Origin of the sequence: Stenotrophomonas sp. 364, assembly GCF_009832905.1 — a bacterium.
Lineage (GTDB): Bacteria > Pseudomonadota > Gammaproteobacteria > Xanthomonadales > Xanthomonadaceae > Stenotrophomonas > Stenotrophomonas maltophilia_AP.
In genome coordinates, this window is the sequence record NZ_CP047135.1 from 942,332 (window position 1) to 968,704 (window position 26,373).

23 protein-coding genes and 1 pseudogene are annotated in these 26,373 nt (G+C 58.7%); 13 read left to right on the forward strand and 11 right to left on the reverse strand.

The features are described 5' to 3' along the window. Positions 1–60: 60 nt before the first annotated feature. Complete coding sequence (mutS, locus tag GQ674_RS04470; protein WP_159496113.1) at positions 61–2,616, reverse strand: DNA mismatch repair protein MutS; 2,556 nt, start codon at positions 2,614–2,616, stop codon at positions 61–63. Between the two features lie 202 nt (positions 2,617–2,818). On the opposite strand from mutS, the gene GQ674_RS04475 reads away from it, so the two are divergent. From GQ674_RS04475 to GQ674_RS04485, 3 genes are all read left to right on the forward strand, one after another. After that, entirely contained in the window at positions 2,819–4,306 is a 1,488-nt protein-coding gene (locus tag GQ674_RS04475; RefSeq protein ID WP_159496114.1) for a tyrosine-type recombinase/integrase, read from the forward strand. A 32-nt stretch (positions 4,307–4,338) separates the two neighbouring features. Continuing rightward, entirely contained in the window at positions 4,339–4,920 is a 582-nt protein-coding gene (locus tag GQ674_RS04480; RefSeq protein WP_159496115.1) for a hypothetical protein, read from the forward strand. A 304-nt stretch (positions 4,921–5,224) separates the two neighbouring features. Next, on the forward strand, positions 5,225–5,824 hold the full coding sequence (locus GQ674_RS04485; protein ID WP_159496116.1) for a hypothetical protein: 600 nt from the start codon (positions 5,225–5,227) through the stop codon (positions 5,822–5,824). Between the two features lie 7 nt (positions 5,825–5,831). On the opposite strand, the gene GQ674_RS04490 is transcribed toward GQ674_RS04485, so the two are convergent. From GQ674_RS04490 to GQ674_RS21570, 3 genes and pseudogenes are all read right to left on the reverse strand, one after another. Continuing rightward, a complete protein-coding gene (locus tag GQ674_RS04490; protein ID WP_159496117.1) occupies positions 5,832–6,260 on the reverse strand; it encodes a DUF6216 family protein in 429 nt (142 codons plus the stop codon). 325 nt (positions 6,261–6,585) lie between these two features. After that, the gene (locus GQ674_RS04495) at positions 6,586–7,323 is read right to left on the reverse strand and encodes a hypothetical protein (protein WP_159496118.1); all 738 of its coding nucleotides are present in this window, start codon (positions 7,321–7,323) and stop codon (positions 6,586–6,588) included. Between the two features lie 104 nt (positions 7,324–7,427). Then, positions 7,428–8,090: pseudogene (locus tag GQ674_RS21570) on the reverse strand (HAD-IA family hydrolase). A gap of 321 nt (positions 8,091–8,411) precedes the next feature. Between GQ674_RS21570 and GQ674_RS04510 the strand changes: the two are divergent. From GQ674_RS04510 to GQ674_RS04535, 6 genes are all read left to right on the forward strand, one after another. Beyond that, the gene (locus GQ674_RS04510; protein WP_159496121.1) at positions 8,412–9,035 is read left to right on the forward strand and encodes a glutathione S-transferase N-terminal domain-containing protein; all 624 of its coding nucleotides are present in this window, start codon (positions 8,412–8,414) and stop codon (positions 9,033–9,035) included. 511 nt (positions 9,036–9,546) lie between these two features. After that, positions 9,547–10,629, forward strand: a complete 1,083-nt coding sequence (locus GQ674_RS04515; RefSeq protein WP_159496122.1) for an ankyrin repeat domain-containing protein — start codon at positions 9,547–9,549, stop codon at positions 10,627–10,629. A gap of 66 nt (positions 10,630–10,695) precedes the next feature. Further along, the gene (locus GQ674_RS04520; RefSeq protein ID WP_159496123.1) at positions 10,696–11,364 is read left to right on the forward strand and encodes a hypothetical protein; all 669 of its coding nucleotides are present in this window, start codon (positions 10,696–10,698) and stop codon (positions 11,362–11,364) included. A gap of 88 nt (positions 11,365–11,452) precedes the next feature. Next, positions 11,453–11,686, forward strand: coding sequence for a hypothetical protein (locus GQ674_RS04525; RefSeq protein WP_159496124.1), 234 nt, complete (start codon positions 11,453–11,455; stop codon positions 11,684–11,686). A gap of 158 nt (positions 11,687–11,844) precedes the next feature. After that, positions 11,845–12,507: a hypothetical protein gene (locus tag GQ674_RS04530; protein WP_159496125.1), complete on the forward strand. Its 663-nt coding sequence runs from the start codon at positions 11,845–11,847 to the stop codon at positions 12,505–12,507. Positions 12,508–13,993: 1,486 nt separating this feature from the next. Continuing rightward, entirely contained in the window at positions 13,994–14,218 is a 225-nt protein-coding gene (locus tag GQ674_RS04535; protein WP_159496126.1) for a hypothetical protein, read from the forward strand. A 636-nt stretch (positions 14,219–14,854) separates the two neighbouring features. Here the strand turns inward: GQ674_RS04535 and GQ674_RS04540 are convergent. Continuing rightward, a complete protein-coding gene (locus tag GQ674_RS04540; protein WP_159496127.1) occupies positions 14,855–15,454 on the reverse strand; it encodes a TetR/AcrR family transcriptional regulator in 600 nt (199 codons plus the stop codon). Between the two features lie 115 nt (positions 15,455–15,569). On the opposite strand from GQ674_RS04540, the gene GQ674_RS04545 reads away from it, so the two are divergent. Beyond that, complete coding sequence (locus GQ674_RS04545) at positions 15,570–16,310, forward strand: SDR family oxidoreductase (RefSeq protein ID WP_159496128.1); 741 nt, start codon at positions 15,570–15,572, stop codon at positions 16,308–16,310. 7 nt (positions 16,311–16,317) lie between these two features. Next, positions 16,318–17,061, forward strand: a complete 744-nt coding sequence (locus tag GQ674_RS04550; protein WP_159496129.1) for an SDR family oxidoreductase — start codon at positions 16,318–16,320, stop codon at positions 17,059–17,061. 25 nt (positions 17,062–17,086) lie between these two features. Here GQ674_RS04550 and GQ674_RS04555 read toward each other — a convergent pair whose 3' ends face one another. Continuing rightward, positions 17,087–17,227: a hypothetical protein gene (locus tag GQ674_RS04555; RefSeq protein ID WP_236546273.1), complete on the reverse strand. Its 141-nt coding sequence runs from the start codon at positions 17,225–17,227 to the stop codon at positions 17,087–17,089. A 614-nt stretch (positions 17,228–17,841) separates the two neighbouring features. Here GQ674_RS04555 and GQ674_RS04560 point away from each other — a divergent pair. Beyond that, on the forward strand, positions 17,842–18,354 hold the full coding sequence (locus GQ674_RS04560; RefSeq protein ID WP_159496131.1) for a hypothetical protein: 513 nt from the start codon (positions 17,842–17,844) through the stop codon (positions 18,352–18,354). Between the two features lie 453 nt (positions 18,355–18,807). Here the strand turns inward: GQ674_RS04560 and GQ674_RS04565 are convergent, their stop codons facing one another. Next, positions 18,808–19,311, reverse strand: coding sequence for a hypothetical protein (locus GQ674_RS04565; protein WP_159496132.1), 504 nt, complete (start codon positions 19,309–19,311; stop codon positions 18,808–18,810). Between the two features lie 333 nt (positions 19,312–19,644). Continuing rightward, positions 19,645–20,106, reverse strand: a complete 462-nt coding sequence (locus tag GQ674_RS04570; RefSeq protein WP_159496133.1) for a hypothetical protein — start codon at positions 20,104–20,106, stop codon at positions 19,645–19,647. A gap of 1,296 nt (positions 20,107–21,402) precedes the next feature. On the opposite strand from GQ674_RS04570, the gene GQ674_RS04575 reads away from it, so the two are divergent. Then, positions 21,403–21,693 (forward strand): hypothetical protein, encoded by a 291-nt coding sequence (locus GQ674_RS04575; protein WP_159496134.1) that lies wholly within the window; start codon positions 21,403–21,405, stop codon positions 21,691–21,693. A 27-nt stretch (positions 21,694–21,720) separates the two neighbouring features. On the opposite strand, the gene GQ674_RS04580 is transcribed toward GQ674_RS04575, so the two are convergent. The 3 genes from GQ674_RS04580 to GQ674_RS04590 form a co-directional block, all read right to left on the reverse strand. Then, positions 21,721–23,460 carry a sensor domain-containing phosphodiesterase gene (locus GQ674_RS04580; protein ID WP_159496135.1) on the reverse strand — a complete coding sequence of 580 codons (1,740 nt, stop codon included), beginning with the start codon at positions 23,458–23,460 and terminating at the stop codon, positions 21,721–21,723. 355 nt (positions 23,461–23,815) lie between these two features. Beyond that, complete coding sequence (locus tag GQ674_RS04585; RefSeq protein ID WP_159496136.1) at positions 23,816–24,112, reverse strand: hypothetical protein; 297 nt, start codon at positions 24,110–24,112, stop codon at positions 23,816–23,818. 1,558 nt (positions 24,113–25,670) lie between these two features. Beyond that, positions 25,671–26,156: a PaaI family thioesterase gene (locus GQ674_RS04590; protein WP_159496137.1), complete on the reverse strand. Its 486-nt coding sequence runs from the start codon at positions 26,154–26,156 to the stop codon at positions 25,671–25,673. Between the last annotated feature and the right edge of the window lie 217 nt (positions 26,157–26,373).

Here is a 26,373-nt window from a genome sequence, read left to right on the forward strand (position 1 = left end):
CCGGCTGGGCGATGCCGCATCACCCGGTGGGGCACGACCGTTGGTCGTGCCGGGCGAAGGTCAGATCAGCGCCTTCAACCGGTACAGCGCTTCCAGCGCCTGCTTTGGGGTGAGCTCGTCGGGGTCGATGGCTGCCAGCGCGTCTTGGGCAGCGGTGTTGGGGGCGTTGAACAGGCCGAACTGCTGCGGTGCATCCAGCGCTTGCGGGGTGACCGTGGCGACATGGGTTTCCCCGCCCCGCTGCTCCAGTTCGGCCAGGCGACGGCGGGCCTGGGCGACCGTCGATTTCGGCAGGCCGGCCAGTGCGGCCACCTGCAGGCCGAAGCTGCGGTTGGCCGGGCCATCCTTCACTGCATGCATGAACACCAGCGCGTCGCCGTGCTCCACCGCATCCAGGTGCACGTTGGCGATGCCGCTGGGGCCGCCTTCGTGCTGCTCGTCGGCCAGTGCGGTCAGCTCGAAGTAGTGGGTGGCAAAGAGCGTGTAGCAGCGGTTCTGGTAGGCGAGGTGGCGCGCCACCGCATCGGCCAGGGCCAGGCCGTCGTAGGTCGACGTGCCGCGACCGATCTCGTCCATCAGCACCAGCGAGTGGGCGCTGGCGTGGTGCAGGATGTAGCTGGTTTCGGCCATTTCGACCATGAAGGTCGACTGCCCGCGCGCAAGGTCGTCGCCGGCACCGATGCGGGTCAGGATGCGGTCGATCGGGCCGATCACCGCGCGGCTGGCCGGCACGAAGCTGCCGATGTGGGCCAGCAGCACGATCAGCGCGTTCTGGCGCATGTAGGTGGATTTACCGCCCATGTTCGGGCCGGTGATCACCAGCATGCGGCGGTCCGGGTGCAGGTCCAGGTCGTTGGGCTCGAACGGCTGCTCGCGCACGGCTTCCACCACCGGGTGGCGGCCACGTTCGATGCGCAGGCACGGCGCGGTCTCCAGCTCCGGGCGCGCCCAGTCCAGCGCCTGTGCGCGCTCGGCGAAACCGGCCAGCACGTCCAGCTCGCTCAACGCACCGGCGCATTCCTTGAGCGGCTCCAGCTGCCCGCCCAGCGTGTCCAGCAACTGCTCGTACAACACCTTCTCGCGCGACAACGAACGTTCGCGCGCGGACAGCACCTTGTCCTCGAACGACTTCAGCTCTTCGGTGATGTAGCGCTCGGCATTGGTCAGGGTCTGGCGGCGGGTGTAATGCACCGGCGCCTTGTCGCTCTGTCCCTTGCTGATTTCAATGTAGTAACCATGTACGCGGTTGTAGCCGACCTTCAGCGTCGCGATGCCGCTGCTGATGCGCTCGCGCTGCTCCAGGTCGATCAGGAACTGGTCGGCATGGGTGGACAGGCGGCGCAGTTCGTCCAGCTCGGCATCGAAGCCTTCGGCGATCACGCCGCCATCGCTCAGCTTCATCGGCGGCGTCGGCGCGATCGCACTGGCCAGCAGGTGCGCGCATTCGTCATGCTCCCCCAGCGCTGCATGGAGCGCCACCAGCCGCGGCGAATCCAGCGGCGCCAGTACCGCGCGTACCTCGGGCAGCAGGCCCAGGCCGTCGCGCAGGGTGGAAAAATCGCGCGGGCGCGCCGAACGCAGCGCCACGCGGGTGAGGATGCGTTCCAGGTCGCCGAGTGCCCGGAAGGCATCGCGGATGTCGCCCTCGGCACCCCGGTCGATCAGCGTGGCCACTGCATCGTGGCGGTGCACCAGCACATCGCGCAGCCGCAGCGGGCGATGCAGCCAACGGCGCAGCAGGCGCCCGCCCATGGGCGTCACCGTGGTGTCGAGCACGCCCAGCAGGGTGTTGCGGGTATCGCCGTCAACGCGCGTGTCCAGTTCCAGGTGGCGGCGCGTGGCCGCGTTCATCGCAATGGCTTCGCTGGCCGTTTCGGTGGCGATCGCGGTCAGGTGGGGCAGGCGCTGCTTCTGGGTCTCTTCGACATAGCCCAGCAGCGCGCCGGCCGCGGCGGTGGCGCGCGGCTTGTCGTCGATGCCGAAGCCGGTCAGGTCGTGCAGTTTGAAGAAGGCGAGCAACTGGCGGCGGCCGCTGTCGGCATCGAACAGCCACGGCGCACGGCGGCGGATGCCGTTGCGGTGCTTGAGGAACTCGGGCCAGTTTTCTTCATCGGGCACCAGCAGCTCGGCCGGCTCCAGCCGGGCCAGCTCGGCTTCCAGCGCGTCTTCCGAATCGACCTCGTTGACCAGGAAGCGGCCACCGGCCAGGTCGGCCCAGGCCAGGCCATAGCCGTGCTTGCCGCGCGACAGCGCCATCAGCAGGGTGTCGCGGCGCTCGTCCAGCAGCGCTTCGTCGGTGACCGTGCCAGGGGTGACGATGCGCACCACCTTGCGTTCCACCAGGCCCTTGGCCAGGGCCGGGTCGCCGATCTGCTCGCAGATCGCCACCGATTCGCCCAAGGCCACCAGCCGTGCCAGGTAGCCTTCATAGGCATGCACCGGCACACCGGCCATCGGGATCGGCGCGCCGCCGGAGCTGCCGCGCTGGGTGAGGGTGATGTCCAGCAGCCGCGCGGCCTTGCGCGCGTCGTCGTAGAACAGCTCGTAGAAATCGCCCATGCGGAAGAACAGCAGCAGGTCCGGGTACTCGGACTTTGCGGCGAAGAACTGCTTCATGAGCGGGGTATGCTCTGCCGCGCTTCCGGATTTCTGCTGCTTTTCAATTTTTGACATATCAATCAATGCTTTAAGTAATCTGTGTGGCAGCAACTGTGAACGAGTAGGGACATCTATTCCCGTCTTTGGACAGTCACCTGTAGCGCCAAAGTAGCACCCTAGGATAACGTCCAGCGAAACAGGGTCGACCCGGAGCTACACGATGGAAAACAAGGCCTCTCGACGTCTGGCGCTCACGGCGACCATGGTCAAAGAGCAGCTGTCCTTCACGCGCGTGCCGGAGGTCAACGCCGACGGCAAGATCGTCAAGTTTGCCCCGAATACGGATCAGAAGCGCTATGTGGTGTTCGACAGCCACCGAGATGCGCCGGTTGGCTTTGGGGTGGCGGTGAACAGAACCGGGATGAGCTACATCTTGCAGCGGCGCATCGGACCCCGTGTGCTCAAAGCGACGTTGGGGAACTGCCGGGACATCACCCTTGCCAAGGCCCGTGAAGACGCCAAGGTTGCACTGGCCTCCATGCAAGCCAGCGGAAAGACGCCCGCCCAGGCCAAGCAAATCGACAAGGACGAGATCCGGGTAAGCCTGATGACGGTGGAGGCGTGCTTCGCGCTCTATCGCCGTCACCTGATCGAGCGGGCAAGGCCCGCCAAGGACAGCAGTCTTCGGGGGCTCGAATACGCGGAGAAGCGGCTCGGTCGGGCTGAGGTGGATCTGTTGGATTTGCCTATCGGTGACTTGGTCAACGAACAGCGGATCTTGGACGCGTTTGACGAAATCGCCAAGGGCAAGCGCCATCTGGCCGAGGGGACGAAGCGTGCAAATGCCACAACCACGGCTTTTGATAAGCCAACCGTTACCACCGCAGAACTGACCTTCCGCTGGGCCAGCCGCGCGGTGGGCTATTGCATGGATCGGGAAAAGCGAATTGCCGCCAACGCGGGCCGGTCGCCTTCGTTGCAGATCAATCCGTTTACGGTGCTTCACCAAGAAGGGCGGTACCGAACGCGGGAGCAGTTGGAGGCGGACTATGAAGCAAGCCAAGCTCGCAACCCGATGCAGCTTCGCGATGGTTCACTCGGGCGCTTCTTGGCGGCGCTTTGGGAGCGGCGAAAGGTTGATAACTACCGCACGGCGTGCGACTACCTGCTTTTGACGCTTCTCTGGGGCACCAGGCGGGGTGAGGCAGCCCCGTTGAAATGGCGCCATCGGATCGATAAGCGAGATCTTTCGATCAGCTCTTGGGTGGATCTGGAAGGCGGGTGGGTGTCGTTTGCCAATACCAAGAACGGCTCCACCCACACGCTCCCGCTTGCGCCAGGCGCCAAACGCCTTTTGACCCTGCGCGAGGAGGCGTCTCAGAAGAGCCAGTCTCCCTGGGTCTTCCCCGCTCGGAGCAGCAGGGCCGCGCGAGGCCACTACTTGGACAGTAAGGCGATCTTGCAGGGTTTGAAGAAGGCTGGCGAGATCGAGGCGCTTCGGACCCACGACCTGCGTCGGACCTTTGCTACAGTGGCCGAAGAAGTGGCTTCGTATGCGGTGGTGAAGCGGCTCCTCAATCATCGTAACAGCCGGGACGTTACCGGCCGCTATACCAAGGTGGACGATGCGCGATTGCTGGAAGAGATGACGCGAGTTGAGCGAGTGATGCTGGGAGCAGATCCTCTGCTCATTTCCGTTTTGACTTAAGCGCTTTAACCTCAAATATCAAGGAATAGATGATGAGTAGCTTTTTCTTCATTAGTTTGGCTAAGGCAGGGCTGAATGATCCGATCTGTGGGACAGGCCTTGAAGATGACGCGCAGCGAGGGGGAAGTCAGTTCGCCGTCTTGGATTATGAGCCCCGAAATTCCGGCAACAATGCGCCCGATTTCAATCTCTTGATGCATCCTGATGGCTTCACCGGACAAAAATCATTCGATGCCTTCGCTAAGTATGCTCACAGTGACTGCGGGTGCAAGATCGCAGCAGCCGGAACTGATCCCGCAACCATAGAGTCAGTATGGAGTGATCTTAGTGACTCTTTTTCCGTAAACACGTATGAGGGGATGGAAGAGTTTGCCGGTTCTCCCGATAACCGGTTTCAAGTGATGTTTATGACCATTTTTCTCCCGAGCGGAGAGAGGGCGCCGTGGCAACCCGGTGCGAGATATGTGTTATTCGCGAGAGATCAGGGTCTCGTCTTAAAGGCATTTCTCAACCCGGTAGCCGCTTATCATGCAGCGATGGTGCAGGAAAAGAAAGAGCATCAGGCCGATGATGGCATCAAGGCCCGTGTTCGGAGGCGGCGGAAGAGTATTTGAGATGGGGTCTATTTCGCGGAATTTGCGTCAGGGAAGGCCCGAGAAATATCCTGATCTTTCCAGTGAACTAAGTAGGCCGGTTCCCAATGCCGTTGATGCGACCGCCAATGTTCAATACAGAGTTCAGTGGCAAGGTCTGCCTCGCGGCGGGCGTCTCTGGCCGGCAAGCGAGTGAGTGCGGCGATGTATGCGCTGTTCCAAAATTCTTCGATGTTCATAAATAGTTGAGAAGTTGAAGTTCTCCGTGTTTAAGGCAAAGCGCGCACCTGTCAAGTATGAATGCTTGGCAGGAGTGGAGGCTCTTATGAACGAAAGCAGTGACATCCCATTCCGATTGACCCAGGTTGCGCAAAAGCGCCTGACCGCTGATCAGCTCGCGGAAGTGCGGCGCCGTTTGGAAGAGCGTCCCGAAAACGCCGACTTCAATGCTGTAGAAGCGGCGATCTATGTGGGTAGAAGCACCAAGACCTTGAAGCGCGCGATTGATGCGGGAGTCGGACCGGCTCGGGCGAAGAACCCTGACGCCAGTGGCCTTTACGCAACCAATCGTCATACGCGCTACCGAAAGGGAGACCTCGATGCGTGGCGTTCGAGCTTGATTGGCTTTGCGGTCGAGTTCAAGCGATTCGACGACCTCACCTCTGATGCACCTTGGATCGTGACAAGCGAGGGAAAAATCTGGGGACACCTTTGGGACGCTGAAAGCGTCGATGACGTCCTGCGCGCGCTGAGCGAGGAAGCGGTAGTCCTTGTCCCTCTCCATGAAGCACTGAGAGAGGCATGGTCGAACATGCCTGCGCGCCGGGCCTACGAGGCGGTCTTTGATGACCTTGTGGAGCATGAGTGCGCTGCCATCAAAGCAGCAGGCCAGCGTGACGAACTTCGTTTAGATATCGGTGCTTAGATCAATATCAGTCAGTCGCAGCAGTCTTTTCAGAACGCTGGGCTGGGAAAGCTGTCGCCAGCGCAATGCCGTTCATCGCGTACCCCCACTTTCCAGGCGACTTGTGCGGCTTGACTGCAAGTGCCTCACGATCAAACGCGTCGCCCGCAGCACCAATGAGGTGAAGCGGCAAGTTATGCGTTTTCGCGCCCGTGATGAGTGACTCGATTTCGGTGGTGGTATCTAGATGGATGCCGTAGATCATCCCGAAGGAAACGACAGCGGAGCGGTCAGAAATACTGTCCCGAATGGCGCCGTGCTCCACGTTGTCGCGGCTGATGAGAAGCCGCATCAGTCGATTTCGAAGCGGGTGAATCGTTCCCGATGTGTAGCAAAGATAGAGTGAGATGCAGGGTAGCGTCAGCAATGTCACGGCCGCTTCAAGCAGCGTGAACATCTCGTTCCAAGTCGCAGTCGTTTCCATCGTGCGTCCATGCAGTAGCGGTAGCTCGTTAGCGACTGCTGGCGCGAAATATTGAGGTGCAAAACGACAGTTCTCGATGCGTGCGCTGGGACGGGAGGCGCTTAACCGCGAGTGGCATTGCCTACCCCGAATTTTGCCAACTCGCTAAGCCCCCTTAACACGTGTCGACGAGGCCAAGTGAGGTGTGAGTCAGAGCTTTTGGAGGCGCCAGATAAATCTGCCAGCCATTGCTTAGACCGTCACAAGTGCTAGTAGTTCGCTCTCAGACAGTGCGGAGGCCCAACTGGCGCAAGTGCGCTCACTTGCCAGTAAGTGGCGCTTTCCCTGATCGGATTTCATACCCAGTGCGTTCGAGCGTGCGAACCAAGTCAAGATCTTGGTCATAGATGGCAACCAGCGCCTCAGAAGAGGCGATGATCTTGCCGCTGACCTCCTTCTTTCCGTCTCGCCAGAGTTCAGCAGAAGGAAGCTTGGCGCCGTCCTCGTTTTTGATCGCTTCGCGCTCTTTCAAGGCTTGATGATGCCCGGCCCGTTCACCAAGCCACCCAGGGATGAGGGCGAGAAGTGTGCCGATCAAAGTCATCGTTAGCGCCACATAGAGCACGGCGGCGGATCCCGCCATCGCTTTGACTGGCTCGCGGACCCAGAATGGTCGTGCTGCGAACCAATCGTGAAAGGCTGTGCGTTGAACGGTGGGCAGGTTTGCGACAAAGATGGCTATCGTCATGCCACAGAACGCGTAGAAGACAAGAAGCCAAGGGATATCAGAGATCAGTTGGCTGCCTTGGAGCACGATGGCGTAGTAGCCCCTAACGACCTTCCAATCCGCTGTTTGCGGGAACAAGCCCTCTTGCACGCCCCAGTCGTTGAGGTAAGTGCTGTATGCCACATGGCCGCAGCCATGAAGAACAAATCCAAGCAGCGTGGCTAATGCCACCAGGCCGCCGGCAATGGTGGCCAGTGTCATCAATGCACTGGGGCTTGGCTTCTCAGAGGGGGCGGTTGGCTTGGCGGCAGGTGTCGCGGGAGCGTTCATTGGCATCCGTCCGTGGAATGGGAGGGCAACAGTAGGGAGGTTCACGCGTGTGGCCTCCCTTTACACATGGAGCACTGATCAGCACCCCATACTAATGCGAGTAACTACGGGTTGATGTTGCGCTCAACATAGCCAATGTTGAGTGCCTCTCCAATGACCTCGATTGTGAGGTCTTCCAGCGAGGCAATGTCGATGACACGAGCGTTTTGCTCGGGATGTCGCGGACCGACATTCAAGACGACGGCTCCTGCGGCAAGGCCAGCCTCTATCCCAGCGCGAGCGTCTTCAATGACCACACAGTCCATGGCGTCGAGTCCGAGCCGCTTTGCGCCGAGTTGATAGCAAAAAGGGTTGGGCTTGCCAGGATTGGCATCCTCAGCGAAGACCGCCGTCGTCGGCAGTTGGAGCCCTGCTGCGTTCATTCGATTTTGCGCAAGCTTTTAGCCGGCCGAGGTCACCAGAGCGACTTGATGCGATGGAAGCGAGCGGAGCAGCGCGGCAGCACCGGGGGTGGCGACGATCCCTTCGACGTGTTCTTCCTCATAGCGCTCCAATATTTTGGCTTCTTGCCACGCCGCCTCTGTGTCGCCCAAGTAGTGCCTGACAAGATCGATGGTTTGCATGCCGTGAGCCCTTGCTCTCACTTCCTCATATTCCAAACCGTGCTTGGCGGAGAACAATCCAAGAACGTGCTCTACAAGGACCAGGGAGTCGATGAGGGTTCCGTCCATGTCTAGGAGGAGGGCTTTGCAGTGCAGGGTTGGCATAAGGCGATCCAGGTGGGGTAGCACAGAATAGCGGGGCTCCGTGCCGCTGTCCTTGCACGGAAGGCCCGTTCTCAGACAAGGGCATCCGTAAGCGGATCGGATGCCTTCAACCCGGAAAGGCGAGGAAGCGCTCGTTTGGGTGGTTCTTCTTCCAGTCGCTGTGCGCAACGGTCCCTTCCCAAGCGAGAAACGCCTTTGGCGGACGGCCCCGACCTGACGGCGCTGGAGGACCAGGCCGCCTGACAGTGACCCCAAATCGACCCAACCTACAGGCAACCCGTTGTACGCTCAGCGATCTCATCGGTTGCGTCGGAAGGGTACATGTTGGAGCTTTATGGGAAGTCCACCTCGATCAACGTGCGCAAGGTCCTGTGGCTGTGCGATGAGCTGGGGCTCGGGTACCGCCACGTGGTCGGCAACGCTTCTTCGGACGCCTACTTCGATGCCCGCCTAGCCCGAATCAATCCCAATCGGCAGGTGCCCGTACTGCGTGACGGTGACTTCGTGCTGTGGGAATCCAACAGCATCTGCCGCTACCTAGCCGCGCACGCGCAGCGCCACGACCTATTGCCGACCACGCCGCGGGCAAGGGCTCTTGTGGAGCAATGGATGGACTGGCAGGCCACCGATCTGAACTCGGCGTGGCGGGGCGCATTCATGTCCCGCGTGCGAAATCACCCTGACTACCCGGACGGCCCGGCGGCCGAGGCAAGCTTGGCTCGCTGGAATACATTGATGGGCCTGCTGGACCAGCAGCTCACGCGGACCGGTGCCCACGTCGTGGGTGCGTCCTTCACACTTGCCGACATCGTGCTGGGACTGTCGACCCAACGCTGGCGGATGACCCCAGGTAATAAACCCGACCTGCCGGCCGTGGAGGCGTGGTTTGCGCGCTTGGCTGGTCGCGCCGGCTTTTCCCAGCACGTCGACAACGGCGTGCCGTGACCGCACCGGAAGCCGTTCGAGGAAGATCAGGCGGCCTGATCCGGGCGGAGCGGCACCACGTTGCCGGTGCGCAGCCGGCCCCAGGTGGTCCGCCCATCCTGCATCACGCGGTCAGTCATATGAGGGTGTGTTGGCTAATACGCTTACGAGGTATGTGCGGCCGCATGCCCCGCACCTGCTTTTCCTACCATCAGGATTCGCAGCGAGCGGGTGTTCCAGCCAGGCGCTACGCGGCGAACCCCTGGTGGTGCTGAGCAACAACGACGGGCGCGCGGTCGCCCGAGCTGGAACTCTGACTGTGCGTTGTCTCATGAAGGATAGGCAGGCTGATCAGCGGCCGACCGGCGACGTATCAGCCTCTACGACGAGGCCTCAGAATTGAGCCATGGGAAAGACTGTCGGGGAAAAACTCCGCTGGGGACGTGGTAAGGCGGCCGGGCTCTGGGAGCGGCTGAACGCTCTACTCGTCGTTGAGTCTTGACGAAGTCAATTATGGCGATACGTTGGAAGGATGAGCAATAAGAACAGAGAAAAGTTCTATCGAGGACTTAAGAAAGCGATCTATGAGGGCGATTTGGGCACGATCGTATCCCTCTGCGAGAAGCAAAAGGATGTAGACGAGGCGGCTCGAAATGCCATCGTCTTGGCGATCAGGCTGGATCGTGACAATGTGATCGAACAGCTCCTACCGCTGCTGACGGGCTCCTGGCAGAGCGAGCCACTGAACGAAGCCGCTAAGTCTGGCAGGACAGAGTGCGTGGCGAGACTAATCCCGTTCTGCAACGTCGAAAGTGGAGATGCGCTTATCCACGCAGCCAGGCATGGGCACGTTGACGCGGTCAAGCTGCTTATGCGCTCTTGCAGCCCTTTGGAGGGAGACTCCCAAGCGCTATATGAGGCCTCGCTTCATGGCCACGCCGATGTCGTTTTCCAGTTGGTTCTATTCTCGAATGCCAAGGTCAGGGGCAGTCGAGCACTCATCGCTGCTTGTAGGGCAGGTCATCTAGAAGTGGTGAAGCACCTTCTACCGTTTTCTTCCAAGATCCAATGCGCGCAGCGGGGATTTGAAGCTGCGGCGGAGCACAACCATGAGACCATTATCAAGTTCCTGATCGGGGCCGGACTTCCCGATCCAGAGGATACGTACAGCGTAGGATTGAACATCGCAGCTGCAAGGGGGCATGTCTCGTTGGTCCGAACTCTGCTTTGGGCCATTGTCCGAACTGGCTTTGCGCCGCGCGACTTCGGCCAAGAGGCCTTATTCGTTGCCGCCAAGAACGGTCATGCCGAGGTGGTGAAGTCGGTAATGGAATTTGCGCATAAAACTGCTTATCCCGAAGCGGCCCTATACGCCGCATTGCTCGGCGCACACGATGCGGCGGCCGATCTATTGGTTCGCCGGGTCAATCTGGATCACGTGCGTGAACTGATTTCAGACGAGGACGTTGAGGTGAGGCTCGATCGATCAATCGCGAGAGTTGCTGCCGCAGCGCAGAACAAAGAACTGCGATTCAATGAGAAGAGTCGGCAAAGAGAGCGTGAGGCGGCGGCGGGAGGTCTGCCTAAAAAGTCCCATCCTGCGCGCAGACTCTGATGTGAAATTTAAGGCATAATTTACGCAGATTTGGAGTGGCGTTGGGGCAAGGGAGGGCTCGAACTAATGACACTGATTAGCAATCAAGACAGCTTGGAAGAGGGGTTCATTCGCTCCGCCTTAGAGATCATTGCCAACCCTGGCAAAAGATCGTCCGTTGTAGCGCGATCAGACCATCAAACGGTCCGCCAGCTCTTGGATCAGGCGCCAAGGACCACACTCTTCACGCAGTCAATGGCCGAGTTCTATTTGGCCATCCCACGGCGACAATTCGAGGCTCTAAAACGCGCACATTCCAACCCGTTCGCCAAGAGTGTTGGCCGGCCCAAGATGATCAGCAAGGACGACCTCTTAACCTGGTTCGGGCTGGTCAACAAGTCTGTGCATGCCATGCCTGAAAAATTTGAAGGGCGTCTTGGCAGAACGGCAAACGGGACGCCCTTCATCGTGATGCGCGACAAGCATAAGAAGATCAATCGCATCATCTCGCATGCCGGCATCACAACCCTTGATCTAGACGCGATAGAAGAGGCCTTCGCCCGTGGCGCCAAGATCGCCGCGCTCGGTGTTGATCAAGCATTGATGCTCCCCTGGGCTAATCTTCCCGAGAAGTGTCTATGGCGACAGGCCTACCGAATCCATATCGACCGCACTCATTCAGAAACAGTGGCGCTCTTGGATAGGCAGGAGCTCGATGAAGCAACGGTCATTTCGCCTGAATCGACGGTCAGCTAGTCGGTACGGTTCCGTACTCGATGGTCCAAGCAACTCACTGTAACTTTTGCTCCGAAGCCGGGCAGGGTGCTCGGCAAGGAGAAGCTCCATGAAGTACGAAGTTGAGTTCAATGGCTTTGCGCAGTGCGCGTATTATTTGGAACTCGAAGCTGAAAGTCCGGAAGACGCCTTGAGGATGGCCAAGGAGGCGGTCCTGTCGGATGCGTCATTTGCCATCGAGGAATGGGTGAATAAGCCCACGATTGAGAGCTTGAGCGAAGATGGCATGCCCATCGCAAGCAACTACGAGTTGGACATCGCGAACGTGGAAGACTACGAATGACAGAGGGACTCTTGCCCGCATCGGTCCCAAGGGTTGAATTGAAAGCCCTTGCCGTGCATGTCCTCGCGTTGCGGCTCTCTTTTTCCGGCAGGTCGCAGCTTTCAGGAGGGCGCTGGAGCACACGTTGACAGTTAAGGACGTTAAGCTAACGTGGATGAATGGATCAAGCTTCGAATTCTGACAGATCGGCGACTCCGTCTGATCTTGAGCAAGGCCAAGATGAGGAACAACGCCGCTGTCTGTTGATTGCAGTGTTGAGGGGCGACTGTTGTGCTGTGAGACTGGCGCTGGCATCTCTGTCGGATGGGAAGAGCGCGCAACACGCGCTGAGAGTGGCCGCAGGTTTGGGTCATGCCAATATTGCTTCGATGATCATTCAAAGTGCGCTTCCCGATGCTGCCGATGCCTTGGATGCGGCGTTGGCGGCAGCGATCAAAGACAGTCAGGCCGCGACCGTCCGCCAATTGCTTTACGAGGCATCACGGTTCGCTGAGCCCCCCGCGTTGATGAAATCGCTTTGTGCCGCTGGAAGTGTCGGCGCTGTGGATCTAATCGATGAGATCATGTTCACGTATCGCCCGTCCAACAAGTCGCTTATCACCGCTTTTCGTTTCGCGCTGGTCGAGAAGAGATGGCCGGCTGCTGTGCATATCTTCGATGCGGCCGATGCCAGGCTATTTGATCGGTGGATAACGGAGACCGATCGGAGTTGCATGAATGCATACCGCGCAATTCGGCAGTCCGATACTGTCCGGAAAGAGTTGGATCATTGCACCAAGCCTCTGGCAGTAAAGCATAAGCTGCCTCAGCCGAGATTTTGAGCGCCCCCCAAAGATGCGTGAGCAGCGGCCGCCAGTGCTCTTGCTGCGAGGCTCAGAGACAGCAGCCTGACTCCTCGATCGCTGACAGCGCTTTCCAGGCGCGCCGAAGTCGGGCCACATGCTCCCATCTCGGTAGCGTGACGAGTACCCAACAATCGCTTGGGCTGCCTTGAGTCAGTTTCCGCGATGAGCGTCGCTGGCGGTAGGCTTAGGGATGTGCGTTCTGATGCCAACTCGCCAATCGAGCCAATCTCCGCACTTCAGCAGCATGACGAGCTTATAGCGGCTTTTCCCCGAAGGGGCGTCGGCCTGTATCGAGGGCCGCGGCAGGGAACGAGCAAGAGCGCGGATTGCAAAAGCGCGCCTGAGCGCGTCGAAAAGCATGAGACAGGTCCACGCCAGAAACGCTGAGGCAAACAAGAAAGTCAGGCGTTGTTCGCGAACCGATCTTATCAGTTCCACGGACGTCCTCGGATCTGCCCAGATGTCGCAGAGGATATCTGGGTCGGCTGGACGAAATCCATCCGCGCCTTGGTCTTCGTACTTTGTTCCTGAGGTATCGGTGCACGACGCGACGGAGAAGATCGGGCGCTCTCCTGAAAGGGTAGGCTTGGCAATCTGTGCTTGATCCTTCCCGAGCCAAAGCCAAGTTCCCGTGGCATTGAGTGAGACAAGTAGTCTCTGCTCGGTCGCACCGTACGCGAGGATCAACATAAGCCAGAAGCACGCAAAGAGCATCAGGCCGCAAAGGGCGACACCGATTCCGCGTGGGCGTTTCCTATCGATGACCGTAAAGTTATCGAGATCGAACGCCCCCCGGCCAAGCCCACGAGGGCAAGCGGCACGTTGCGCGCTTCTGCCTTCCCGATGATCTTCTTCGCGTCAGCCAGCGTTTGGGCATGAATTCCGTAAGTGAGCCGAAAAACCGTAAGCGCGGAATAATCCGAGAGATTCTTCTTAACCAAGGGATCCTGGATGTCGTCGCGGCTAATGAACAACCTCAGCAAACGATTGTTCAATGGGTGCAAGGAACCGGCTCGCCAGCAAATATGAAGTGCTGCCCCGACTAGCCCGATCACCGAGAGCCACTCTGGGGCTCCAGAGTAAATGCTATCCTAATTCATCCTAACGTCCTGTTTGTTCTGCGATTGGAAGGTTTATCTCCTCTCGCTATCGGCATAGGACAGGCGAAACTTGAGATGGTCTTCGGGGAGGCGACTGGGTACGTGGACCGCGTTGGTGTGGAGAAGGCGATCGTTTTGGCTAACGTTATGTGCGTGAGGAGAGGCTTGCCATGGACCTACGTCCGCCTTTGGCCTTTTCACCGTGGCTCCGCCAGATCAGTGCTTTCTCAGCGCGCTGTTCCACTGGTTTCAGTTAGGCGCCAACCGCGCTGACACCGATTAAAACGAGGACGGAGGAAAATCTGGGTGGACAGTTAAGTCAGTTGGGCGATAGTCTCCGTGTTTTGATCAGTGGCGATCTGATGAGCATCCTCAATGTGTTGCTTCGCGCCGACCAACTGCTCGTCGCGGTCGATACGTGGGCTGAGGACGCGCCGACTCAGAAGCCATCGGTGGGCGCCAAGCTCTTGCTCATCCCTCAGCACAACCTTGCCAACTTGCCCTTGGCATCATCGTTAGGCCTCCGCAGCCGCAGGGGAAAGCCCAGCCTGCCAGGGGAAACCTTGTTTTCATCGTTCTTCCCTTAGGGATGAAGCCCCCCACCGCACGCGGCCTATAGCTGGACCAGTCGAGGTGCGCCGCAGATGACCGCACAGAGTCAAGCCGACCTGGCAGTGAATAATAATCGCCATTGCTCGGGCGAGCTGGGGTTGCTTCCGCTTTCAAGTTGGGCGCTCTTTCGTACCGCGGCCAGCCGGAGCATAAAATAATCGGTGAGATCCGCCTGCCTTTCGCCTTCTAGCAGGCAACCCAGAACCCGCCCGCCATCTATCCCCATTCATTATTCCCGCCACCGAAAGGCTTGACGAGGGGATGGACATTGTGTGATATGCATCACATTATTGGTCCGCCGGGAGCCTCCTGGCGGGTTGTCCCACATTCGATAGAAGGAGCTTGCGATGGCTGGTGGTAACTATTGGTCGGGCCAGGAGTGCCAGAAGACAGCAACCTATGGGCAATACAACGATGCGAGTGGAACGTATGCGGGCAATGCGAATGACCGGCGCGTCGAGAAGGGGGAGCGGTTCCCCCCAAGTTTGAACAACCATCACTTTAGGGAGAAGTGATGAAACGGAGGGAGGGCTTAGGCCCTCCCTTCTCAGCGGCACTCGTCAGGCAGCGTTGGCCTCAGTGCGCCGTCCTCGAGAATCAAAAAATCCTCTTCAGATCTCCAGCAGTTTTTTGCAGTTTTCCACCAGCCGTTCGCCGTACTCAGGCGTCAGGGGAGTCACCTTGAGCAGCAAGTTGAAATAGAGGCTTCCGAAGATTGCATCGACCACAAGCTCTGGATCGACGTGTGCAGGCACCAACCCCTGATTCTGGGCGGCAACGATCTCGTTGACCGTCCCCGCTCGCCGCGGCTTGATGTATCGCTCACTGAACTCGCGGAGCACCTCGGGATCGCTCTGCGCCTCGGCAACAATCTCCGCGATTACTTTCCCGAAAAAGCCGTTGAAGGCCGAGATTAGGTTGCCCACCTTCTGGCGGATGGCGTCTTCGACGGACGTGGCCATGGGGGCATCCAGCGCCGGAATGATTCGCTCCTCAAACATTGCGATGACCAACGCGGCCTTCGTTTTCCACCAGCGATAAAGCGTCGGTTTGCCGACGCCTGCACGTTTGGCCACGCGTTCCATCGTGAGTTCGCGCAATGACATCTCCTGCAGCAGGTCATACACCGCCGTCAGGATCGCCTCATGGGAGTCTGCGATAGCGGCGGGAGGTCGGCCGAGGCGAGTTCCCGCGCTTGTCTTCGTATTCATGCACATGCCACCCTGTTTAAGCGATCCACGTTAGCATGACGGTACGTTTCAAAAAAGTGTTGACGTCCAACCTTCGTCGCCTACGATCAGTTTCAATATATGGAGGGAGAAGAAGATGACGACCATCAGATCCAAGGTAGCGCTGGTCACCGGCGGCTCGCGCGGCATCGGTGCGGAAATTTCCAGGCGTTTGGCAGGCGAGGGCTTCGCAGTGGCCATCAACTACGCCAGCAACCCCGACGCCGCTCAAGCGGTAGTGAGGAAAGTCCAAGCGTCAGGAGGCCAAGCGTTCGCGATCCATGCAGACGTCAGTGACGCACATGCTGTGGAGACCATGTTTGCCGAGGTTGCTAAGTCGCACGGGGAGGTCTCGGTCTTGGTCAACAACGCAGGAATCATGGAGCTCGCTCCGATTGCCCAGATGGATGGCGAGACGTTTGATCGGATGCTGGCCATCAACTTCAAGGGCAGTTTCAACACCTTGCAGCAAGCGGCAAAACGGATGGAAAGCGGTGGGCGGATCATCAACCTGTCTACCAGCGTCACCAAGCTCAAGCTTCCCAACTATGGCCCGTATGCGGCCACCAAGGCCGCCATTGAGACCCTGACGGCGATTCTTGCCCGTGAGTTGCGTGGCCGTGGCATCACGGTCAACGCCGTCGCGCCTGGTCCGACGGCGACCGAGCTGTTCTTCAAGGGCAAGTCGGACGAGCTGATCGGCAACATCCAGAAGATGGCCCCCTTGGAGCGCTTGGGTGAACCCCGGGATATCGCGGCTGTTGTGTCCTTCCTAGCCGGTCCAGACGGGGCGTGGGTCAATGGACAGACGATCTTTGCTAACGGCGGCGCAATCTGAGCGGGGTATGGGCATCCTGAAACCACAGAAGACTGCGCTCGTGACTGGTTCCTCCCGCGGTATCGGGGCCGCCATCGCTGCACGGTTGGCGCAGGATGGTTTTCTGGTGGTGGTCAACTACGCCAAGGGCGAAGATGCCGCCCAAGAGGTCGTCGAGCGAATCGAGGCCGCCGGCGGCCAGGCCGTGTCGGTCCGGGCGGATTTGACCAAAGATGACGAGCTCGTGCATTTGTTCGAAAGGACCGCCGGCCTGGGTGGACCGCTGCAAGTTGTCGTCCACAACGCCGGCATTCAGTTGCTGGGATCGCATGCAGAGATGAGCGGTGAAGACTTAGACCGCCTGATCGCCGCCAACCTGAGAGCAACGTTCTCTGCGGTTAGTCAAGCTGCGAGAAGGGTCGTGGAGGGCGGACGAATCATTGCGCTCTCCTCGGGAACGTCGGTGGTACTTCCGCCCCGGTATGGCGTTTACGCCGCCACAAAGGCGGCGACGGAAATCCTCATCGGGGTGTTGGGCAAGGAGCTGCGGGGGCGAAACATCACCGCCAACGCCGTCTCCCCCGGGCCCGTTGCCACAGACCTGTATTTGAAGGGAAAGAGCGCGTCGGATCTGGAGGCCGCGGCTTCTCGCTCGCCGCTAGTGCGCATTGGGAAGCCGGACGACATCGCTGGCGTCGTGGCCTTTTTGGCCAGTCCCGATGGGCAGTGGATCAATGGGCAAACCCTGCTCGCCAACGGCGGCTTTGCCTAATCAAGGCGGCATCCCGCGCAACTGCTCAGCGCTTGGCGTAATCCCTCCCCAAGCCGTGAGCCAAGACAATCACGGCGCGAGCCTCGAGAAGTGAGCGTCCGTCCGTTGTTAGATTGTTGATCAGGGATTCGCCGAGCTTCAGGATATCCACGTTGATCTCCGTCATATATGCAAAGTTGCTGTATCCACTTCCAAAATCATCCACGGCGAGGCCGATCCCGCAAAGCCATGATCTTGAGGTGCCGGCCCGCCAGCGATTTTGCCCGCAGCAACTCCTCTTCAGTGATTTCTATTTCGACGTCTTTACAGGGATGCAATGGGCGCATCCAATCAGCTGACGCCGTAAGCTGTGATGGAATTGGCCTCGGAAGCAGTGGTGGTGCGGTTGCCGCCCGCTTGGGCGCGATCCCAACTGCCACCACGACCAGACCAACGGGGACAAGGTTAGATCCTGCTTTGGAGGTTCCAGGGCCAAAGACGAACGCTCAGCCTTTCGCTGATTGGAACAGCTTCCCAATCCCCAGCGTCCCGCGCGTCGTATCAAGACTTTCACCGAAGTTTGGCTGGCCCTCGCTGGGCGATGTGGTATCGAATCGCTTGGAGCGCGGGCCTCTAGCCTCCCACACAACTTGTACTCGGACTGGTTCGTTCCCCCGCTAAGGCGGTCGAGTAGTTCGCCTGATCGAATTAGCTAAGCGCCGCGAGTTTGATGCCGCCAATGCGGGGCGTTACGATGCTCTGGGGCTGCCGCATTTCACGGGGGCTTGGAGGAGTGTGAGGATGCGCTTTGAGCGCTTGAGGTTCTATTTGTCAGGTCTGGCGGCTGTTGTTTTTTATTTTTACATGTTTCATGCGTTAGAGCGGATCGTCAATCGATGTGGAATTATTACCAGAATCCACTATTCGTCGCCCAAGAAAAAATGGACCTACATCGGTGACAACTGGTATTTTGACGAAGTAACGGATGATTTCACTAGCGTTGTGGTCTTTCTTTTTGTACCTGCGTTGGTGCTGAGCTACTATTTTGCAAGGCTGGTATATTTTTGGGACCTCAAGCGCGTATTTTCGACGTGGTGCGATGCGGGGCTTGCATCGGGCTGGATAGTTGGGTCAGCCGTACTCATCGCAGAGCAGACGCTTCTTGCGAATCTATCGTATGAGTGGGGACTGCTGGAACGGTGGCCGAACGCTACCGGTTGGGCGATCCTCGGCATCCTCGTTGTATCGGTTCGCCTCATCGTAGATGGCTGGACGGCGATGCTGCGGAATTGCGCGCGATCAAGTGCAAAGTGATCCTGTCTGCGGGCCTCAACGCGGAATTTTCCGGGTGTCGTCAGAAGTGGTAATTACTTCCTTGGTGTCATCATCGGGCAGTTATGCCTGGACGAGTACTTATGCTCATCCTGGAAAGGAACTAAACTCGGAAATCAATTTGAAAAGAGTTGCATGCGTGTTCGGCTGCGGCCATCAAATGGTGGAAATCTAACAGGGACGTATCAAGGGCCGACGGCTCGTTTCATTCTGCCCACCGGAAAAACGGTATCGGCTCACTTGCCAGCGCAGCCAAGGTCGCCCGTTTGGGCCGAGCTCAGCAAATTGGACGCGGCTTTAACGTCGTCACATTGCCCTGTGGGAGGGCTGACCTACCTCGAGTCTCTGGGCTCAAGGCTCTTGTCTTTCGATCCGAGGGACGCATCGCCGGAAAAGAGCGGGAAGCTACTCGACGCGCCCGCCGCCGTGCGTTTTCTACTTAGAGCGAGAAAAGCCGATTGATTGCGTTCCGCGTTTCTGTGACGGCTTCATCGTCTCGTTGCCTTTATCATCGGAAGTCGCGCCCAGCGATTCTGGGCGCCAAGGGGCGAGCATTGGTGGTTCCTGCCATAAGATGCGGCGCAGATCTTCCAGCGAGAACTGAGCATTGAGCATCGTGCACGCCAAAGCGTAGATGACATCGTCTCCGCATATGAAAAACAGCGCATCCTTTCTCTCTGCGGCAGCGAAAGCATCCCTCATTCTCACGGGGACCTCCCAGCCGGACGAAAGCTCAATGTGCGTGGCGTTTAATGCGGCGCGCTCAAGAGTCGTCAAGGCCAAGAATGCATTGCCCCCGACTTCTAGCTTGCCTCGTCCGCCACCCTTGCCCACAGCGCAAGCAACCCGCACGAGCTTGCCTTTGAAGCGGGTGTGGAAAACAGTGGCTTCCGGAGTGCCATTGGCCGGAAAACGATGAGAAAAGGCGCTCCAGATCACCGGTGATCCCAGGGTAGTGCAGTGCCGCAAAATGCTATCACGTTCGCGTGCCTACGGTTTTTGCATCGCAAGGCCTATCACCGATATCGCTACGACACCGCTAGGGGGCGGAACACGGACGATCTGTTGTAGTGCCCGGTGTATTTCAGGGGAGCCAAGAGGTGCAGTGGCATGGCGAGGGTGCGAGGCCCGTGTTGAGCAAAGAACCCCGCCATGGCCGCTCGTGACGCTCTTCCTGCTTTGGGTAGCTGTCGCCCTAATGGCCTTTTTGGGGCTGGCATCCGTCGTCGTGGCAAGGTGGAAAAAGGTGGATATGACCTGTGGCACGCGGGGTCAGCGAGAGGGCTGTACCAAGAGGACGGACCCACTGATCGCGTCGATATCAACCCGATAGATTGCTTGGTCGCGTTTCTTGGTGTACATGCAGCTAAACACACTCTTCGAGTCGTGGGGGAAGTACTCAAGCCATGAGAAAGTACCCTCTTCAAGCTTGTCGTTGATAGCTAGACGATCGGGAATTTTCGTCAGCGATTGAGTGCTGCCGTCAACCACGTGGAGCGTAGCAATCAACCGTGACTCATCGGTGTTCAAAAGAATCGCGAGCCGCTCACGGTCCGGTACGACGATCGCTAAGAGGCCGAGTGGGTTCGCCAAGCTTAGGCTTTCACCTCCCCATTTCCAGCGAGCCTCTACCACGAGAGATGGCTTCCATCCCAAAGCACTCATCCGATCAACCGTTATGCCTTCGTCGATGATCTTGCCGTCTTCGCGAAGAAGCAAAAAATCGGTTATCACAAGTTCTCACTCCAATTCGTCAACCGTGGCACCGTGCAGCGGGTGTAAGCTGCGGCGGCGGGGACTGTAGCCTACACTGCCTCGGTATCTTGGGTGCGAATCAGGAACCGCGACGGAGGATAAAATGGCCTGTATGGGGCATGGCGGAACCTCTGATTTGCGGGACTCATGCTGCGACCTAATAAACGCTCCTTCCACTAGGTTGCCGGTGATTGATTCATCACTGCGGCGTGGAGCGAAGAGTGGGCCATTTTGATTCCATTGCGTAGCGACCTCTGAAGCACCTTCGATATCCAAGATCCTCTACTCCGATGGGAACTCAAGGGAGCTGGAGGAATGGAACGTGCCTTATGGCTACCCAAGATCCGAACTGCGAGTCGGCCCTCTCTTCCGCGCGGCTGCGACCCGGGTCCGAGGCGGGGTGGGCGGGGCGGTATCGCAGGGATGGGGGTCAAAGCGAACGGGCCGCAAATGGACTAACTCGTACTCTGGGCACGCGGTGTTCGCTTCGCACCGCAAACGGTGGTCACCGAAGACGGGGCGGACGATGGCGACGACCCGCTCTAAGGATCCGCGTATTGGCCCAGCACGGATGCAGCCGCTGGAAGGCGGCGTGGCCTAACCTGGGGAGCCGCTACGCGGGCGGCAATAAAGCTTCAAACTTAGGGCCGACTTGGAGGCTGGACGGCTGCAGACGGCCTACCTCAACAGGAGCCCGGGGCGGACCGTTGCTGGAGGGGAGGGGGGCTGCTGGTTGCCGATATGCGCAAGGGACAAGTGATCATCACCGATGTGGCGGGGCTGTAATCTCACCGTCACGCCTCAATCGGGTGCATGTGCTCGTAGGCGGACTTGCAGGTTGATGGGAGTTCCCTGCGGATAGACTCTGGGCACCTTATTAGAGGTCCAACAAGTTGTCCCCACTTGGGGTCCGAAGCTTGGCTCGCTTCCCTTTGGCATGATTATTGGGCTACAGGCGGCTACTGTGAACGCGGTCGCCTGGCTGGCGAGGACAGGCCTGGTTTGTTTTCCACACTTGAGGCCGGAAGGCCGTGATTGAGAGCGGGCGAGGGTCAAATGACGCGCAATTTCCATGACCAGCGTTCGGGCGGCCAATCCACCTCCCAAAGCCTGCTTGGGGGAGGTATTCATGTCCGTCCCCTAACAGAAGGGGTGCGGGAACCTTATACAGCGAGCGATCAAGCCGATTCGAGCCGTCGCGTATTCACGCCCAGGACTCTGATCTCAAGAGATGATGCTCAGGAGAAAGGAAGTCGAGAGGAAAGGAGAACAGCCATGAACCGCGCGAATGAGACGGAGGTCCGCTGGCTCAGTTTTCGCCTCCGGAACGGCCAGTCGATTGGTCCAGAGAAGCTGCGGGCTGCTTGGGAACAGGCCGCGGAGACAAGGAGGTGTGCCGTCCGAAGAGAGGTCTTGCCGGGCGGTCTAGCTGTTTACTCGCTCTACGGCCCAGGGTTTCTCATCTCACCTCAAAAGGCAGAAGAAAGCATTCGGGCGTTTCTTATAAAAGAAGGCTATCTTTTCACCATGACACACGTGGTTGGGAAAGAAAGAAGCCCCACCTGACCTAAACTAATCTTGTAAATCCTACGATTATGAAGAGCCAAAGCCGGACACGAGCCGATCTGCGAGATCCGTTGCGCTCATGGGCTTGGCTAAGGCAAAACCCTGTATTTCGTCGCAGCCTAAGCTCTGCAATAAAGAGACTTGCTCCTCGGTTTCGGCTCCCTCGGCCACCGTGATGTATCCCAAGCCGTGAGCCAAGCCGATGATGGCGCGAGCCTTGAGAAGTGAGCGTTCGTCTGTTGCCAGATTGTCGATCAGGGATTTGTCGAGCTTCAAGATGTCCATTGGAAGCTCTGTCAAATATGCAAAGTTGCTGTATCCACTTCCGAAATCATCCACGGCGAGGCGGATCCCGGCCAAGGCCATGAGTTTGAGCTGCCGACCTGGCAGCGAGTCTGCCCGAAGCCACTCCCCTTCAGTGATTTCTATTTCTACGTCTTCGCAGGAAAGGCCTTTCGATTTGATCTTTGCGATGAGCCGTTCGGCGGCGTCGGCGCGGGCTACATCTTTGGCGGACAGGTTGATGGAAAGCCCCAGCGTCAAGCCGAGCCTTCGCCAGGCGGACAGTTGGTCGAGCGCGTGGTCAACGACCCACTCAGTGACGCCCTCCATCAATGCGGTTCTCTCAAACACGGGAATGAACTCCGCCGGGCTGACGGAGCCCAGACGAGGGTGGTTCCACCTGATGAGCACCTCGGCAGAGACCGGCTGCAGGTCGCTGGATCGAAATCTCGGCTGGTAGACCAGATGGAATTCGTCTTCCTTCAAGCCGCGCTGGGCGTCGGCGGCAAGCCGATAGCCCCGTCTCAGCCCGTCATCCCTGCCTGCCGAGTACCAGGCAAAGGAGACTTGGTCCGCTATGGATGCATGCAAGCCAATGAGCATCCTTCGGATCACGTCATCCGCACCGTCCACACCCAGCGTCACCGCACAGATCCCCGCATGAAAAAGAGGGGACATCGGGACAGCCGCAGCGACCAGCGGCCGAAGCATCCGCGAACGCAGCTCCTCGACTAGCCGCTCCACATCTTCAGCAGTGGGTAGGTCGACGAGAAAGGCAAAACGCGTCACGCCAACGTGATAGACGACCGCCAAGCCTTCAAGCGCAACGTTGAAGCGCACGCCTGCCCGCTTAATGAGGGCCTCTAGTGGGCCCATCCCGAGCACCTGGCCAGCTTCGTTTGCCCTTGGAAGATCAAAGATGTCAACGAGCACGGCATAGAGCGCCTTGTTAGGTTCTCTCTCCGACCAACCTGCATAGTCGATCGTGAACTGGTGGCGGTTGGGCAGCCCGCTCACGGGCTCTCGCCGCCCTGAGAGCACCCGCAACTCCAGTTCATTCATCGCAGCACGGGCCAACGTCTCAAGCTGTCGCGTTTCTGCCGTTGTAAATACCCGAGCCACCTTGTCCATGACGCAAAGGGCGCCGATCGGCGTGCCGTTCTGGGCGATCAGCGGGCACCCCGCATAGAACCGTAAGTGAGGCTCGCCATCGACGAGCGGGTTCTTCGCGAAGCGCTCGTCCTGTTGAAGGTCGCTGACGACCAGGGTTCTTCCCTGACTAATGGTGTGCGAACAAATCGAGTCGTGGATGGTGGTTTCTGTGACCTCTAGCCCACGGCGCGAGATCAACCTCTGTCTATCGGCATCGACTAGTGAGACGAAGGCGACCGGGGCATCGAGGGCGTAGGTGGCCAGCTCAATGAGCCTGTCCAAGGAAGCGCCCGCTGCATAGTCCAGGACGTTTAGCCCTTCCAGCGCAGACATCCGTTCTTCAGAGGCAGTGGGGGCCATGCGCAGTTTGAAATGTGGGAGGGTGATTGCAACCATACGCCCGAGAGGTCACGTTCGGGAAGGGGCCCCCCGGAAGAGCGCTCAGTCCGCACGTCTAAATTGAAACCGTTCCTGCTGTCCGTCGAGTGAATGGGGCGCAGCGCTCGTTCCTGGCATGCTACTCCGCATCTTCCCAGCACCTAGAGGGTCGCTGTCGACTGATCTCATCGCGGCGTTGACACCTCCGGGGCTTGGCTTACTCCAAGTGCCAGCAGGGCCGCGGCATCTGATGCTCGCTGGATGAGAGGCAATTCCCTAGCCAACGAGGCATCTCTTTGGCTCTCGTGCCCTAAAAGACAAAGACGACCATCTTCTCGGCAGGCACGCCGGGCGGGGCAGGCACCGAGCTCAGCAAGCGCTCAAACTCTGCAGTGTCCGAGTGGTGGATCACCAACGGATGGTAGTCGGTGCAACTTGCGGACGGCACTCGGCTTGATGTGTCCAGATGGCAGCTGTTGACGATTGTGATGCTTATCCGCAGCTCTTCCTCATGGGCCTGCGCATGCAACACAGCCGGGCAAAAGCCGAAGAGAAGTGCGGTGTACAGGGCCGTCCGATTGCCCGGCGCAGTCGTGTTAGGTTTCATGCGATTGTCCCGTATCGAGCCTCTTCATCAGGGAGGCAAAGCGCGCCCCTGAGATGGCCTGCCGATTGCAGCATTTTGGACAGCTGAGCACGACTCCCCGACTGATTTGTTCCAAGCCGCTGGATGGAGATGTTGCAGTGAACTCAGCGGAACATCCCTGGCACTGTGCGGTCACCGACCTGAGTTCTTCCAAGACTTCGTCCCTGTAGCTGGCCTTACCTACAACAGAAAGCAAACGGAATGCGCCAGTATTTGGCATGGCTCGCGGCTCCTTGGCGAGATCGACTGAGTGGGCAATTGGTTCGGCTCATGACCGACACCACGGCGCTATGTTATGCGTCGACGACCTCTTCACCGGTGAAAGGCCCGTCGAGACGGCGTCTAAGTCTGGACCAAGGGGCAGGGGCCAACAGTGAGTGAGGACGTGGATGTGGCCTACAGGTCGTTCGCGCAGTCGCTCAGGCAGCGCCCAGCAATTGGGGATGGTTCCTCGACGCTCTGGGCTTTGCGTGCGCGCAATGGCCGGCGGAGGGAATCGTCCCAATAGTTAAGTCGCCCTTCTGCTGCGCACGTCCGCAGCACGAAACCCAGGCCGGACGTGACTAAAGCTCGGCCCTATCCGGCCGCTATTCGTGTATGGAGGATACATATCAGGACGCCAGCCCGCATAGCCCACGCGAGTCGGCGGCCTTGCGCACCCTCGACGTTGAGCTATTGTTTCGGCTGGAAATGACGGCCAGGCAAGTTAGGGTGCTATTTGCTCACCCCGGTTGGGCGGGGCAGGAGGCCCAGAGTTCGGAATGGGTCGTTGATGAGGTCTGGACGGGCCCAGCTTGGGGTGGGCAGCTACTGAAGGACGCTGTGGAGGTGATACAGAATTCTTTCGAAGAGGTGGCGAGAGCGCCCATTTTTGGGCCTGCTTCGAAAGCAACCGCATTGGAACGTGAGAGCCTGCTTCGAGCCCGCCTGCTGGCCTATCCTGCGGGACGCGCGATCTTCATGCCGTCGGGACTAAAAGATGGCGAGGAGAGATTCTTCACCATCGTCGTTGGGTATATTGCGAGGCATCAGATCAGCGTCAAAAAGGACGTATTCGTTGCCAATTGGCTTTTGCAACATCCGGAACAGCTTCAGCAGCTTTTTGAGCTGGTCCGACGCTCCCAATCAGCTGGTATGGATCCTACGGTGGTTGCGGACGCATTCTTAGGTCCATTCCTTCAACGACACCGCCACGTTGTTGTGGCTAGTACGCGCGGAGACAGTGGTACGTCGGTTGGTAGGTTTCCTTGCCCGCAGCAATCGGCTGGTTTCGCGATTCCTTGTCGAGCACTCTGCCGCCCGGGGGAGCGAAAGAGGCACCAATGATAGTCCATAGCTACGCCAAGTCACCGTGCGTGCGAAAAGCGTAGACGGCGCCGAATAGGCCGGCAGGCGGTGGCCTTGTGGTGGTTTCCTCCTAAAGCTCAGTCGAGAAACCATCACGATCGCGGCTACTCTTTTGGTGTTCTTGTTTGCTCTCGATGTGCTCCGGTAAAGGTTGCCCGTCCTAGCCGAGTAGTCACCTGCCCTCTGCCCGATCTTGCGTGAGCGTCATTACAATGCTGGTTGCTGTAGCGACGGTCATGCCGTCCTCGCGCTGGATATCGCATCTATAGTGGCTAATCGTCCGACCGCGATGCGTGGGCCAAGCGTGAGCCCTTAGCCTGGCTTTCCACACAGGGCGCAAAAATGAAATGGACAGCTCGATGCTTGTGAAGCTCGTTGCTGGCTCGATCAGGGTGGAGTGAGCGGTGCCAATTGCAGCATCAGCTAGCTCGGCCAAAATGCCACCATGGACCGTGCCTTGCTGGTTGCCGTGTTTGGCCGAATCCGCTTCAAGCTCTAGAGTTGCCATTGCCTCTCGTATGGCGATGAGCTTGAATCCGAGAAGTGCCGATATAGCGGTGGGATAGCGAAGGTGAGTAGTTTGCGCTGCCGATAAGGTTCCATTGAGTTGCTTTTTCAAAAACTCAAGGACCGGTAAGTGTTGGGAACCTGCTTTCACGCTGCCCTCCTTTAGCCTTGTCTGGGTTAGACGAATTTTTAACGGCCTGCCACGCTCGCCCACGTTGCTGTAGCTTTAGCTAGCCGGCCAGCTGAGGTCTTTAGGTTGGGAGTTTGTAGGTGTAATTTAGGACAATCAATTTATTGTCCTAAGGACGCCGCATGAGATCCCGTTCCATCTCATCAGTGACGGAAGCGCTTGTTAACCGAATTGACAG

Coding starts and splice junctions, on each gene's coding strand:
- GQ674_RS04555 (WP_236546273.1), bottom strand. CDS start 17,227: ATGACGGAGATCAACGTGGATATCCTGAAGCTCGGCGAATCCCTGATC.
- GQ674_RS04580 (WP_159496135.1), bottom strand. CDS start 23,460: ATGTCTGCGCTGGAAGGGCTAAACGTCCTGGACTATGCAGCGGGCGCT.
- GQ674_RS04585 (WP_159496136.1), bottom strand. CDS start 24,112: ATGAAACCTAACACGACTGCGCCGGGCAATCGGACGGCCCTGTACACC.
- GQ674_RS04550 (WP_159496129.1), top strand. CDS start 16,318: ATGGGCATCCTGAAACCACAGAAGACTGCGCTCGTGACTGGTTCCTCC.
- mutS (WP_159496113.1), bottom strand. CDS start 2,616: ATGAAGCAGTTCTTCGCCGCAAAGTCCGAGTACCCGGACCTGCTGCTG.
- GQ674_RS04520 (WP_159496123.1), top strand. CDS start 10,696: ATGACACTGATTAGCAATCAAGACAGCTTGGAAGAGGGGTTCATTCGC.
- GQ674_RS04525 (WP_159496124.1), top strand. CDS start 11,453: ATGAAGTACGAAGTTGAGTTCAATGGCTTTGCGCAGTGCGCGTATTAT.
- GQ674_RS04540 (WP_159496127.1), bottom strand. CDS start 15,454: ATGAATACGAAGACAAGCGCGGGAACTCGCCTCGGCCGACCTCCCGCC.
- GQ674_RS04560 (WP_159496131.1), top strand. CDS start 17,842: ATGCGCTTTGAGCGCTTGAGGTTCTATTTGTCAGGTCTGGCGGCTGTT.
- GQ674_RS04535 (WP_159496126.1), top strand. CDS start 13,994: ATGAGCATCCTCAATGTGTTGCTTCGCGCCGACCAACTGCTCGTCGCG.
- GQ674_RS04495 (WP_159496118.1), bottom strand. CDS start 7,323: ATGAACGCTCCCGCGACACCTGCCGCCAAGCCAACCGCCCCCTCTGAG.
- GQ674_RS04530 (WP_159496125.1), top strand. CDS start 11,845: ATGGATCAAGCTTCGAATTCTGACAGATCGGCGACTCCGTCTGATCTT.
- GQ674_RS04575 (WP_159496134.1), top strand. CDS start 21,403: ATGAACCGCGCGAATGAGACGGAGGTCCGCTGGCTCAGTTTTCGCCTC.
- GQ674_RS04545 (WP_159496128.1), top strand. CDS start 15,570: ATGACGACCATCAGATCCAAGGTAGCGCTGGTCACCGGCGGCTCGCGC.
- GQ674_RS04515 (WP_159496122.1), top strand. CDS start 9,547: ATGAGCAATAAGAACAGAGAAAAGTTCTATCGAGGACTTAAGAAAGCG.
- GQ674_RS04485 (WP_159496116.1), top strand. CDS start 5,225: ATGAACGAAAGCAGTGACATCCCATTCCGATTGACCCAGGTTGCGCAA.
- GQ674_RS04475 (WP_159496114.1), top strand. CDS start 2,819: ATGGAAAACAAGGCCTCTCGACGTCTGGCGCTCACGGCGACCATGGTC.
- GQ674_RS04480 (WP_159496115.1), top strand. CDS start 4,339: ATGAGTAGCTTTTTCTTCATTAGTTTGGCTAAGGCAGGGCTGAATGAT.
- GQ674_RS04510 (WP_159496121.1), top strand. CDS start 8,412: ATGTTGGAGCTTTATGGGAAGTCCACCTCGATCAACGTGCGCAAGGTC.
- GQ674_RS04490 (WP_159496117.1), bottom strand. CDS start 6,260: ATGTTCACGCTGCTTGAAGCGGCCGTGACATTGCTGACGCTACCCTGC.